Genomic DNA, 13,062 nt, shown 5'->3' on the forward strand with positions numbered 1-13,062 from the left:
AAGCTGCTAATATACTTATAATCTACCACTCATTAATTCGATTAGAATCTAGTTTTACAAAAATGAATACTAGAATAGTAAATCCCCAAAGGCCAGAGCCACCATAACTAAATAGAGGTAATGGAATACCAATAGTTGGTATTAAGCCCATAACCATGCCTATATTTATTAAAAAGTGAATAAATAGTATTGCTCCAACCGAATAACCGTACACACGACTAAATTGCGATTTCTGGAGTTCGGCTAAATGTAATATTCGTAAAATAAGGAGTACAAAAACGAGTACTACGGCAAAGCTGCCTATAAATCCCCATTCTTCACCTACGGTTGTAAAAATATAATCTGTATGTTGTTCTGGTACAAATTTACCTGTAGTTCGTGTGCCTTCCATAAAGCCTTTCCCTTTCCAGCCTCCAGCACTAATAGCTTTTTCACTTTCTAAAAGATTGTATGCCGCTTTCTTTTTCATCTGCTCTAGTTTTGCAGCATCTTTTTCAAGACTTAACCAAATAGTGATCCTATCTTTTTGATGGAAAGGTAAAAGTGTATCGTAAGTAAAACGTACTAGAAACGAAATAATTAATGCAATAACCAAAGTTATAATTGGTTGTAAAAAAGAAGATTTTTTCTTTTTAGAAAAATAATAACCAAATACAATAATAGCACTAATAAACATCGTGATTATAACTCCAAATTTTAGTGCGCAAATGGCCAAACCGATTAATAGTGATCCTATAATTAAATATATTTTAGGAAGACCTTCGCGATATAATACAAAGAAAAAGGCACCATATACTAGAGTACTACCAGCATCTTTTTGAAGTAAAATTAGAAATGCAGGTATTACAATAATAATGAAAATGCGAATTTGATGCTTAAATTGCCTTATGTCTGTTTGCAAATCACTTACATATTTTGCGACAGCTAATGCTGTTGCTGCTTTTGCAAATTCACTTGGTTGCAATGTCATACCTCCTAAGTCGTACCAAGAAGTTGCTCCATTGATGCTCTTTCCGAATACAAATAAGCCAACCAAGGAGAGTAGGGAGGCAAAGTATATTACACTCGAGAACCGCTCGTAAAACTTGGCGTCTATAGATAGAATAAGAATGATTAATACAACCGAAAGAATTATAAAGATTAACTGCTTACCATAAAACTCTGTAAAACTTAAGTAGTCTATAATTTCACCTGTGTGTGAAGCAGATAATATGTTTAGCCACCCAAAACCTGCTAACATAAAGAAAAGCATAATGGTAATCCAATCGAATTTAAAATGTCTATCGGTTTGTCTCATTTACCTTTTATAGTTTAATATTTGTTTCTTTAGGTAAATCGATAACGTCTTCCATTGGAATCACTTGATATTGCGATCCGCGATTAATTTGAAAAGGCTCACCCGAATATGGTTTTGCATATTCGTTTTCTAAACTATGAGTTAGTAGCCATTTCTCTAAATCTTTTCTAGTAATGGTTTTATTAACATATTTTTCTATCATTAAACTAGCAATTTTACCAGCAAAGCGGCTTCCAAAATAACCGTTTTCTACAAATACTGCTAAAGCTATTTTAGGATTATCTTTTGGAGCAAAAGCAACAAAAATAGAGTGGTCTGTTAATTGTGTTTTTACACTATCAATTTTCATGAAATTTTCGACAGTACCCGTTTTTCCGCAAATATCAAGACCTTCTATTTGAAGGCTGTTTGCTGTTCCTTTTTTGTAAACTTGTAACATACCGTCAATAACAGGTTCAAAATGTTTTTTATCTATTGTTGTGTATTTTGGCTTGGTGAAATTTTCTGGAAGCGTTTCTCCTTCTATTGCTTTTACAATGTGTGGTGTGTAATAGAAGCCTCTATTTGCTATAGCTGCAATCATGTTTGCTAATTGTATTGGAGTAGTTAATACTTCTCCTTGACCAATAGCATTAGAAATTGTATACGTAGAGTAGAAACGTTCTGGATAGGCTCTTTTATAATAGGCTTTGTCAGGAATTCTTCCTTTTTGTCCAACGGCTAAATCATTATTTAAAAAGTTTCCTAAGCCAAAACTTTTTGCATGGTTACTCCATAACTGTATACCTTCTCTTGCATTTTTTGGTTTGTCTAAAATTCTTCTATAAACAGTAGCGAAATATGCATTACATGATTTTTGAATACCTAAAGACATATCTCTTAATCCACTTCCACAATGGCAACCCATATGGCGATTACCATAATTATAACCGTTTTTACAAGCTATTTTCTCGTTGGTAGTTACTACATTTTCTTGTAAAGCAATTAATGCATTCATTAATTTAAATGGAGATCCAGGACTATATACACCTTGCAAACTTCTATTAAAAAGTGGTTTTGCAATAGAATCGTTATATAGTTTTGTGTAATTTTTAGAGCGCTTTCTACCTACTAAATCATTTGGATTGTAAGTTGGTGCTGCAATCATAGCTAAAATTTCACCAGTGCTTGGTTCTATAGCTATTATACCACCGCGTTTGTTCTGCATTAGCCATTCGCCATAGGCTTGTAGTTCAGAATCTATTGTAATTTTTATATCCTTACCTTGTTCTGGTATGGTATCAAGTTTTCCTTCTTTGTAAGGTCCAATATTTCTATTAAATCTGTCTTTTTGAATAAATTTTATACCTTTTCTTCCTCGAAGAATAGAGTCGTAAGATTTCTCGACACCCTGCTTTCCCATTAAATCACCCATTTTATAGTATGGGTCATTTTTTATATCTTTATTATTTACTTCTCCAATATCACCTAATACATTAGCTCCAATGGTTGTTTCGTATTGACGTAAAGAACGTTTCTGAATATGAAATCCAGTAAATTTTCTCATTTTTTCTTGAAGTATAGCGTAATCTTCTTTAGATAAATGTGAAACAAAAGGAGAAGGTAGTCGCCAAGAATAATGTTTGGCTTTTTTTAACTGCTTATCAAAACGTTCTTTATCGATCTTTAATAATCGACAAAACTCTAAAGTATCTAATGGTTCTACTTCTCTTGGTATAACCATAACATCGTAAGAGGGCTGGTTGGCTACTAAAAGCTTTCCGTTTCTGTCGTAAACAAAACCTCTTTTTGGGTAATCGTAAACCTTTCTAATAGCATTGTCATTTAGAATACTATCAGCATCAGAATTATAAACTTGTAAATAGAATAGTCTGACAGTAAAAATTATACCAACAAGAATAACAGAAAGGAAGAGTAGAAATTGTCTCATTTTTTATTTGTGCCACTAAAAATTATTGAAATTAACAAGCACAATAAAATAGTGAATATACTAGAGAATAACGTGTTTTTTAAGACTAAAAGTATTTTTGAAAAGTTAAATATTTCTAATGAAAATAAAATAAAATGATGAACAATTGTTAATATTGAAATGTAAGTAATGCGTTGCCCAAAATCGACATTATTAAACTTCACTGATTGATGGTCGTAAACCGCTCCAAAAGTAAACTTTAAAGCTACTGGGCGAATAAAAGCTATTGTTACAGCTGCTGCAGCATGTATACCTCCAGAATCTAAAAACATATCTACGCATAAGCCTAATAGAAAGCTTAATAGTATAAAGAGCATTCTGTTGTTTTTAATAGGAAATAGTAAAATGAATAAAATATATGGATACGGATTTATGTAACCCATAAAATTTACATGACTCAATAATAGTACTTGTAATAAAAGCAATATTATAAAACGGGCGGTATGTATAGATAAGATATTAGTCATTAGTATCTAATAAGTTTTCTATATGTTTCGAATCTGTATTTTCAATAATGTAAACGTGCTCAATATTTGTCATGTCATTAAAAAGAGTAACTTCAATTTCATAATAATTTTCAGCCGTATCTAATTTAAAATTAGAAATGGTACCAATAGGAATTCCTTTAGGAAAAATTGTAGAACGCCCAGAAGTAGTAATGGTATCTCCAGTAGCTACAGGTGCAATTTTAGGTATTTCACTAAGTTGTATGTGGTTTGGTGATTTTCCATTCCATTTTATAGACCCAAAATGATTGGTCTTTTTAAGTTTAGCACTTATACTACTTGTGGTATTTAATATAGATAGTACTGTTGCGTATTTAGCATTCGTTTTTTCAATAATTCCAATAATACCTTTGCTTGAAATAACTCCAAAATCTTGTTTAATACTATCGTTATTCCCTTTGTTTAAAAGTAGAATATTATTCGTAGCAGCATAGCTATTTCTTATTACTTGTGCAGCTGTAAATTTATAATGATTAGCAAAGCTTAAACTATCTACAAAAGTAGAATCCTTATTTTTTTCAGTATTAAAAAGAATAGACTTTAATTTATTGTTTTCTTCTTGAAGTAATTTATTTTGTTCTCTTAAACCAAAATAGTCACTTATATTATTAGAAGTGTTAAAAACACCGCCGCTTAAAAAATTAGCCGAATTTATAAACCTACTTCTATGATAACTATGAGATTGTATGGTTAACATCACCGAAATAAATAGCAATAGCGCAAACAGAAGAAACGATTTGTTTCTAAGTATAAAGTTTACTATTTGTTGCATGTATTAAACTAGATTTTATTTTATCAATACACTTTTGTATTTCGGTAGGTTTTTTAACGTAATTCCAGTTCCACGTACAACAGCACGTAAAGGATCTTCAGCAATATAAACTGGTAAATCTGTTTTTTGAGATAAACGTTTGTCTAAACCACGAAGCATAGAACCACCACCGGCTAAATAAATTCCCGTATTATAAATGTCTGCAGCCAATTCTGGAGGCGTTTGCGATAATGTTTCCATTACAGCATCCTCAATTCTAAGAATAGATTTATCTAAAGCTTTAGCAATTTCTCTATAAGAAATTTGTACTTGCTTAGGTTTTCCAGTTAATAAATCACGTCCTTGAACGCTCATATCTTCTGGTGGTAAATCTAAATCTTCGGTAGCAGCCCCAATTTGTATTTTAATTTTTTCGGCAGTACGTTCACCAACATAAAGGTTATGTTGTGTGCGCATGTAATAAATAATATCGTTTGTAAAAACATCACCTGCAATTTTAACAGACTTGTCGCAAACAATACCACCTAATGCAATAACAGCAATTTCGGTTGTACCACCTCCAATATCAACAATCATGTTACCTTTAGGTTGCATAATGTCAACTCCAATACCAATAGCCGCTGCCATTGGTTCGTGTATTAAGTACACTTCTTTACCATTTACACGTTCACAAGATTCTTTTACGGCACGCATTTCTACCTCTGTAATTCCAGAAGGAATACAAACTACCATACGTAAAGACGGTGTAAACAACTTCTTTTTAAGCGCAGGAATGTTTTTAATAAACATGCTTATCATTTGCTCCGAAGCATCAAAATCTGCAATTACACCATCTTTTAATGGCCTAATTGTTTTAATGTTTTCGTGCGTTTTTCCTTGCATTAAATTGGCTTCTTGACCAACTGCTATTATTTTTCCAGAAATGCGATCTCTCGCCACAATGGAAGGTGCATCTACAACAACCTTATCGTTGTGTATAATTAGTGTATTTGCAGTTCCTAAATCTATTGCGATTTCTTCTGTTAGGAAGTCAAAAAATCCCATGCGTTAAGTAGTAATTTATGAAGTTATTATTGAATTGCTGTAAAAGTAATAAAACTAACCAAAAAAACAGCGTTAATTGTTGATAGTTGTAATATAAATTTTTATAACTGAACGATTTATAATACAATCGAAAATAGATATACGCACGAACAATAATTTTAGACGTTTATTTTTTTGTTTTTCGCTTTCGCGGAATTGCTAAATGATGAAATTTTAAAGGTGAGATTAATTAATTGAGTGTTTCTTTTACGATGGGTTTTTTTAAGTTGTACTAAAAGAAAAAGCTTCAGTTTAAACTGAAGCTTTTAATTATTTTAGATTCTTTGGCAAGCTTCTTTATAAATAACAAATAGAATTATTTTGTCATTCAGAGCGGAGCGAAGAATCTTTATATATTTCCCTTAGTTTAAGAGATGTTTTAGTGCTTAAAATGACGTGTCCCAGTAAATACCATTGCAACTTCATTATCATTACAATAATCGATACTTAATTGGTCTTTTATAGAACCACCTGGTTGTATAACTGCAGAAACACCTGCGTTTTTAGCAATCTCTACACAATCTGGAAACGGAAAGAATGCATCACTTGCCATAACACATCCTTCTAAATCGAATTTAAAAGATTGAGCTTTGTGTATTGCTTGGTTTAAAGCATCTACACGACTAGTTTGTCCAGTTCCACTTGCACATAATTGTCTTCCTTTTACTAAAACAATAGTATTAGATTTTGTGTGCTTACAAATTTTAGATGCAAAAATTAAATCATCTAGCTCAGCAGATGTTGGTGCTTTTGTTGTTGCTGTTTTAAGATCTTCTAATTTATCTGTTATATTATTTCTATCTTGAACTAAAACACCATTCAAGCATGTTCTTACTGTTGTTTGAGCAAAAGCAGCATCTTTTAAGACTAAAAGTACTCTGTTTTTCTTTCCTTTTAAAATAGCTTCAGCTTCAGTAGAAAAACTTGGAGCAATTACAACCTCGCAAAATAACTTATGAATTTCTTCGGCAGTTGCAGCATCAATTTCAGTATTAGAAATTAATACACCACCAAAAGCAGAAACAGGATCACCAGCTAAAGCATCTGTATAGGCTTGGTGTAAGGTGTCGCGTTGTGCTAAACCACAAGCGTTATTATGTTTTAAAATAGCAAAAGTTGGCGCATCGTTTTTAAACTCGTCCATTAAACTTACTGCCGCATCAACATCTAAAAGGTTGTTGTAACTTAATTCTTTACCATGAAGTTTGGTGAACATTTCGTCAAAGTTTCCGAAGAAAAAACCACGTTGGTGAGGGTTTTCTCCATAACGTAAAACTTTTCCGTTAGTTTCAGAAATTTTTAAAGCAGCTATTTTATGGTCTGCATTAAAGTAATTAAAGATTGCAGAATCGTAGTGAGAAGAAACGTTAAATGCTTTTGCAGCAAATGCTCTTCTGTCTTCTTCAGTTAAATCTCCTTTTTTGTCTGTAATTAATTCTAAAAACTCAGCATAATCATCTACAGACGATACACAAATAACATCAGCATAATTTTTTGCTGCTGCACGAATTAAAGAAATACCTCCAATATCAATTTTCTCAATAATATCTTGGTTTGGAGCTCCAGAAGCTACTGTTTTTTCGAAAGGATATAAATCGACGATTACTACGTCTATTTGTGGAATATCAAATTCTTTCATTTCGGCAACATCACCTTCATGATTCTGACGGTTTAAGATACCACCAAATACTTTTGGGTGTAATGTTTTTACACGACCCCCAAGAATTGAAGGATATGAAGTCACGTCCTCTACAGGAACGACTTTTATGCCTAAATCATTAATAAATTTTTCTGTGCCACCAGTAGAATATATGGTAACGCCTTGTTTATCTAGTTCTCTAACAATTGGCTCTAAGCCGTCTTTGCTAAATACAGAAATTAATGCAGATTTAATTGTTTTGTTATTGCTCATTAGTAGTTGTGTTAATAAGCGTGCAAATTTACGTAAAAACGAAATGAGTTTTAGCTAAAAAGACAAAGCTTTTTAACTAAAACGACTAGTTATTAACAACTATAGTATTTCTGAGACTTTAGCGCAAACAAATTCTAAAAATCTTTCGTCTTTTTCTGTAAAAGGATCTGGTGTACCGGAATCAATATCTATTTGTCCAATATTTTCTCCGTTTACAAAAATAGGAACTACTATTTCTGCTTTTACCGATATGCTACAAGCAATGTAATTATCTTGAGCAGCAACATCTGGTACAACAAAATTTTCATTACTAACTGCAACTTGTCCACATATACCTTTTCCAAAAGGAATAATAGTATGGTCTGTAGGTTCTCCAACGTAAGGACCAATTTTTAATTCGTTTTTATCTCCATTTTTAAAATAAAAACCTACCCAATTGTAGTAACTAATGTTAGCATCTAATAATTCGCAAACTTTCAATAAACGTTCATCTGTGGTGTTTTTGTTGTTAGAAAGTATTGCTTCAACTTGTGGTTTTAATGTATCGAAAATCATAAAAATAAAAATTTTGGTAAAAGTATTTAAAAAGACGTAATTTCAACCTTTCAAAATCTAAATCTTTTCATAAATAAATTTGAAATCACTCTTTATAAAATATAAGTCTGTAATAAAATTTATCCTTACATTTTTAGCAGTGTATATAGGCTTATCGATAGTTTATAAACTCTATTTAAATGCTTCGGTTGGTTCTCAATATTATCCAGATTATGTAACTAATTTGGTCGCTTACCAAAGTGAAGCATTATTAAACACAGTAGGTTATAATACCGAGGTTGTAAGACATCCAGACGAACCTTCTATGAAATTATTAGTTAATGGTAAGTATATTGCTAAAATAATAGAGGGCTGCAATGCTATTAGTGTAATTATCTTATTTATATCTTTTATAATTGCTTTTTCAGGTAAATTAAAAACAACTGTTTTGTTTTTATTAACTGGTAGCGTACTTATTTATGCTGTAAATCTTATCAGAATTGTAATTCTATCTATTGGTTTATATCATTATCCATGGCGGAGTAATATTTTACATACTGTTGTTTTTCCTGCAATTATTTATGGGATAGTATTTTTGTTATGGATGCTTTGGGTAAATAAATTCTCTAATATTGGTAAAAAAAATGGGTAAGTATAAAAAGTATATTTGGCTGTTTTTCCTTTTCGGGCTTTTGGTTTTGGTGCGCGCTTTCGAGAGTAAATTGTTTTATGATCCCTACTTGCGATTTTTTCAAAATGATTATTTGTATTTAGATTCTCCAAGAAGAGAAATTTTTAAGCTAACGTTATTTACAACATTACGTTATTTAATTAATACGGTAATTTCATTAGCAATTTTATATGTCTTTTTTAAAGATAAGAGTATTGTTAAGTTTTCGGTAATTGTTTACACACTCTCTTATATTATTCTTTTAGTTTTGTTTCTATACTTTGTTTTCAATCCAAAGCAAGAAGATTATTATATGTTTTTTAATATTCGAAGATTTTTAATACAACCATTACTACTATTGTTATTGCTTCCAGCATTTTACTACCAAAGAAAAAGTGCTTAAGCATAAATTTAAGGTTTTTTAAAAGAGATTTCATTAACTTTGCAATGTGAAAATTAGTTTATTAAATAAAGGATTGTCTTTTTTAATGGCATTTGTGGTGTTGTTTTCAACACTATCATTTACTGTTGAGTCTCATTATTGTGGAGATTATTTAATAGATACAGCAGTTTTTACAAAAGTTAAAGTTTGTGGAGGCAATACCATAGACCAAGAGTTTACAATGAAAGATTGTTGTAAACATGAAGTTGAGGTTGTTAAAGGTCAAGATAAACTAAAGTTAAATACTTTTGACGATCTAGATATACAACACCAACTATTTCTTACATCTTTTACTTACAGTTATGTTTCTTTATTTGTAACCTTGCCAAAACAAGTTGTTTTACATGAGGAATATAGGCCACCCAACCTTATTCTCGATATCCAAGTACTGGATGAGACTTTTTTAATTTGATATTTTATTTTTTTTTTTTTTCGCTTTTGCGGAAATACTAAATCATGAAATAATTTATTAAAATCACACAATGATACATACATATACAGTTACAGGTATGACCTGTAATGGCTGTAAAGCTTCGGTTGAAAAACATTTGAATGCTTTGCCAAGCGTAATAAACGCTTCAGTAAATCTTGAAAAAAGTGAAGCTACCGTTGAGATGTCTCAACATGTTTCAATAGAAGCATTAAAGGATACTTTACCAGAAAAATTTTCAATTTCAGAAAAACAAATAGAAAACGTCTTTTCAACTTCACATGATGATGAAGTAAAAAGCGACCTTCAGCAATTAAAACCATTATTTATAATCTTTGGTTATATAACTGTTGCATCGGTACTATTGCATTATAAACAATGGAACTGGAATAGTTTTATGCTCGATTTTATGGGTTTATTCTATGTTGTTTTTAGCTTCTTTAAAATACTAGATTTAAAAGGGTTTCCAGAGTCTTTTAAAATGTACGATCCTTTAGCGAAAGCAATTCCTACCTACGCTAAAATTTATCCGTTTTTAGAATTAGCATTAGGAGTACTGTTTTTAATGCGTATTCAAATTCCTGTTGCTTTAATAATAACCATTATTATTTTAGGAATTACAACAATTGGAGTAACAAAAACACTATTAGATAAAAAGGCAATACAATGTGCTTGTTTGGGTACTGCTTTAAAATTACCAATGACGAAGGCCACGTTTATTGAAAACACAATCATGATTGTTATGGCTATAATTATGCTATTAAAAACTTATATATAATGAGAAGGATAATTTATATACTACTGTTATTACCCGTGTTTGCATTGTCTCAAGAACAATTGTCAGGAGTTATTTTAGAAAAGAGTAGTAATCAATCTCCATTACCAGGAGCCAATGTGTTTTGGTTAGGAACAAAGGTTGGAAACGTTACTAATTTTAATGGTGAATTCTCTTTACCTTATAAAAAAGAGTACACTAAGTTAGTAGTTAGTTTTGTTGGTTATAAAACTGATACGCTTACTATTAGCAGTGTAAAACCAATAAAACATAGCTTAAAACCAGCGAGTGAACTTGAAGAAATTAATATTACCTCTAGAAACAAAGCGACTTCAAGTTCTTATTTATCATCTCAAAATATTATTACAGTTAGTAGTGATGAGTTGTTAAAAGCGGCCTGTTGCAATCTAGCTGAAAGTTTTGAAACCAATCCTTCTATAGATGTGAATTTTGCAGATGCTGTAACAGGAACTAAGCAAATTAAGATGTTGGGTTTAACGAGTCCGTATATTTTAATAGCGACAGAGAATATTCCATCTGTTCGTGGTGCATCTCAAGCTTTTGGACTTAGTTTTATTCCGGGAACTTGGGTAGAAAGTATTCAAATTACAAAAGGAGCAGGTAGTGTGGTTAATGGTTATGAGAGTATTGCTGGCCAAATTAACACGGAGTTGGTTAAACCTACTACAGATAACACCTTTTTTCTTAATCTTTATGGTGCAAATAGTGAGCGTTTTGAGCTTAATACACATTTTAATACAAAAGTGAGCGATAAATGGGATACTGGAATTTATTTACATGGTAATTCGCATAATAAAAAACATGATGTTAATAATGATGGCTTTTTAGATATGCCGATGTATAATCAAGTTAATGTGATGAACCGTTGGCAATATACAAACCCAGAAAAAGGATTGGTTAGTTTTATTAATTTGAAGTATTTAAATGATGAAAAACAATCTGGAGAACTAGATTTTGATCCTGATACCGATAAATTAACAGCCAATAATTGGGGAAGTGAAATAGATACAGAGCGTTATGAACTTTCAACAAAACTGGGTTATGTAAATCCGGAATTACCTTGGCAAAGTATTGGAGTGCAAACTGCTTACAGTGGGCATAAACAGGAGTCGTATTACGGTTTAAATGTCTACGATATTAAGCATAATAGTTTATACGCAAATGTAATGTATAGCAGTATTATTGGTGATTCTAGGCATAAAATAAAAACAGGGTTAAGCTATACTTACGATCATTATGATGAGTTAGTAAATACCTCTAATTTTAAACGTACAGAAAATTCGGTGGGTGCCTTTTTAGAGTATAACTATTTTAATTTAGATAAGTTAAATGTTACTGCTGGATTAAGAATAGATAGACATAATTTATTAGGCACATTTATTACACCGCGTTTGCATTTACGTTATACAACATGGGAAAAAGGTGTGTTTAGAGCCTCTGTAGGTAGAGGAAAGCGTAGTGCTAATATATTTGCCGAAAATCAAAAGATATTTGCAACGTCTAGAAACATAAATATTTTAGATACAACAGGAAGTATTTACGGATTGGATCCTGAAATAGCATGGAATTATGGCGTATCGTTTTTACAAGGTTTTAGAGTTTTTGGAAGAAAAGCAGAAGTAACGGCAGATTTTTATAGAACAGATTTTAAAAACCAAGTGGTTGTAGATTATGAAAATGCTCAAGAAGTGAATTTCTATAATTTAAAAGGAGATAGTTATGCTAATAGCTTTCAAATAGAATTAAATTATTCGCCTTTTAATCAATTTAATACGAGAATAGCATATAAGAATTACGATGTAAAAACGCAATATGATTCTGGTGAATTAGAAAAAGCGTTAACAGCTAAGCATCGTTTTTTTGCTAATGCATCATACGAAACTGTAGTAAGAAATAATTCGAATTGGAAATTTGATGCGACATACAATTGGTTAGGGAAACAGCGTTTTTCTTCAACAGAAAATAATCCCGAAGCGTATCAGTTGTCAGAGTATTCACCATCATTAGCAACAGTTAATGCTCAGATTACAAGAGTGTTTTCTCCAAAATTTGAAATATATTTAGGAGGAGAAAATATAACTAATGTAAGACAAGATAATCCAATAGTTTCTGCAGATAATCCATTTGGTTCAAGTTTTGATACTACTTTTGTATATGGCCCAATATTTGGAGCTAACTATTTTGCAGGACTGAGATATAAAATTAAGTAAAACAATTAGAGTTGAGGTTCGAGCCTCATAATTTTAAATTATAATAATATGAAATCAATGAAAATATTAAAAAGTACAGTATTCGTTTTAGCATTACTAATGGCATCTTTAACATTTGCTCAAAATAAAAATGCAAGAACCTCTATAGAAGTAGATGGCGTTTGTTTAATGTGTAAAAAAAGAATTGAAAAGGCGAGTTTAAATACTAAAGGCGTTAAGTCTGCTATTTGGAATGTAGAAACACACGAGCTTAAGTTAATTTTTGATGAGCGCAAAACAGATATTAAAACAATAACACAGAGTATTGCAGATGTTGGGCATGATTCAAAAGAAATAAAAGCTACAGATTTAGCTTATAATTCGGTACATCCTTGTTGTAAATATCGCGATGAAGATGTTATAGAGGAACATAATGATTAAGTGAGTAAAATATAAAAAAAA

General features: G+C 31.2%; 13 protein-coding genes. 6 read left to right on the forward strand and 7 right to left on the reverse strand.

All coding sequences use genetic code 11. The features are described from left to right. Positions 1-22 precede the first annotated feature (22 nt). From rodA to ASC41_RS02510, 7 genes are all read right to left on the reverse strand, one after another. Positions 23-1,297, reverse strand: a complete 1,275-nt coding sequence (gene rodA / locus ASC41_RS02480; protein WP_055435052.1) for a rod shape-determining protein RodA — start codon at positions 1,295-1,297, stop codon at positions 23-25. A gap of 7 nt (positions 1,298-1,304) precedes the next feature. Continuing rightward, the gene (gene mrdA, locus ASC41_RS02485; protein WP_055435053.1) at positions 1,305-3,227 is read right to left on the reverse strand and encodes a penicillin-binding protein 2; all 1,923 of its coding nucleotides are present in this window, start codon (positions 3,225-3,227) and stop codon (positions 1,305-1,307) included. Beyond that, positions 3,224-3,733: a hypothetical protein gene (locus ASC41_RS02490; RefSeq protein ID WP_055435054.1), complete on the reverse strand. Its 510-nt coding sequence runs from the start codon at positions 3,731-3,733 to the stop codon at positions 3,224-3,226. Before ASC41_RS02490 ends, mrdA begins: the two co-directional genes overlap by 4 nt. Further along, positions 3,726-4,544 (reverse strand): rod shape-determining protein MreC, encoded by an 819-nt coding sequence (gene mreC / locus ASC41_RS02495; RefSeq protein WP_055435055.1) that lies wholly within the window; start codon positions 4,542-4,544, stop codon positions 3,726-3,728. Before mreC ends, ASC41_RS02490 begins: the two co-directional genes overlap by 8 nt. Before the next feature lie 15 nt (positions 4,545-4,559). Beyond that, positions 4,560-5,588 (reverse strand): rod shape-determining protein, encoded by a 1,029-nt coding sequence (locus tag ASC41_RS02500; protein WP_055435056.1) that lies wholly within the window; start codon positions 5,586-5,588, stop codon positions 4,560-4,562. Between the two features lie 418 nt (positions 5,589-6,006). After that, on the reverse strand, positions 6,007-7,539 hold the full coding sequence (purH, locus tag ASC41_RS02505; RefSeq protein WP_055435057.1) for a bifunctional phosphoribosylaminoimidazolecarboxamide formyltransferase/IMP cyclohydrolase: 1,533 nt from the start codon (positions 7,537-7,539) through the stop codon (positions 6,007-6,009). A gap of 99 nt (positions 7,540-7,638) precedes the next feature. Beyond that, positions 7,639-8,094, reverse strand: coding sequence for a GAF domain-containing protein (locus ASC41_RS02510; RefSeq protein ID WP_055435058.1), 456 nt, complete (start codon positions 8,092-8,094; stop codon positions 7,639-7,641). Between the two features lie 79 nt (positions 8,095-8,173). On the opposite strand from ASC41_RS02510, the gene xrtF reads away from it, so the two are divergent. The 6 genes from xrtF (at position 8,174) to ASC41_RS02540 (ending at position 13,041) form a co-directional block, all read left to right on the forward strand. After that, the gene (xrtF, locus tag ASC41_RS02515; protein ID WP_055435059.1) at positions 8,174-8,725 is read left to right on the forward strand and encodes an exosortase family protein XrtF; all 552 of its coding nucleotides are present in this window, start codon (positions 8,174-8,176) and stop codon (positions 8,723-8,725) included. Next, a complete protein-coding gene (locus ASC41_RS02520; protein WP_055435080.1) occupies positions 8,718-9,146 on the forward strand; it encodes an exosortase F system-associated membrane protein in 429 nt (142 codons plus the stop codon). Before xrtF ends, ASC41_RS02520 begins: the two co-directional genes overlap by 8 nt. A gap of 46 nt (positions 9,147-9,192) precedes the next feature. Next, positions 9,193-9,597: an HYC_CC_PP family protein gene (locus ASC41_RS02525; protein WP_241489619.1), complete on the forward strand. Its 405-nt coding sequence runs from the start codon at positions 9,193-9,195 to the stop codon at positions 9,595-9,597. A gap of 70 nt (positions 9,598-9,667) precedes the next feature. Beyond that, positions 9,668-10,393, forward strand: coding sequence for a heavy-metal-associated domain-containing protein (locus ASC41_RS02530; RefSeq protein WP_055435060.1), 726 nt, complete (start codon positions 9,668-9,670; stop codon positions 10,391-10,393). Next, positions 10,393-12,621 carry a TonB-dependent receptor gene (locus ASC41_RS02535; protein WP_055435061.1) on the forward strand — a complete coding sequence of 743 codons (2,229 nt, stop codon included), beginning with the start codon at positions 10,393-10,395 and terminating at the stop codon, positions 12,619-12,621. Before ASC41_RS02530 ends, ASC41_RS02535 begins: the two co-directional genes overlap by 1 nt. Before the next feature lie 57 nt (positions 12,622-12,678). Continuing rightward, positions 12,679-13,041, forward strand: a complete 363-nt coding sequence (locus ASC41_RS02540) for a heavy-metal-associated domain-containing protein (protein WP_055435062.1) — start codon at positions 12,679-12,681, stop codon at positions 13,039-13,041. The last annotated feature ends 21 nt before the right edge of the window (positions 13,042-13,062 follow it).

This window comes from Lacinutrix algicola (genome assembly GCF_001418085.1).
GTDB classification, from domain to species: Bacteria; Bacteroidota; Bacteroidia; order Flavobacteriales; family Flavobacteriaceae; genus Lacinutrix; species Lacinutrix algicola.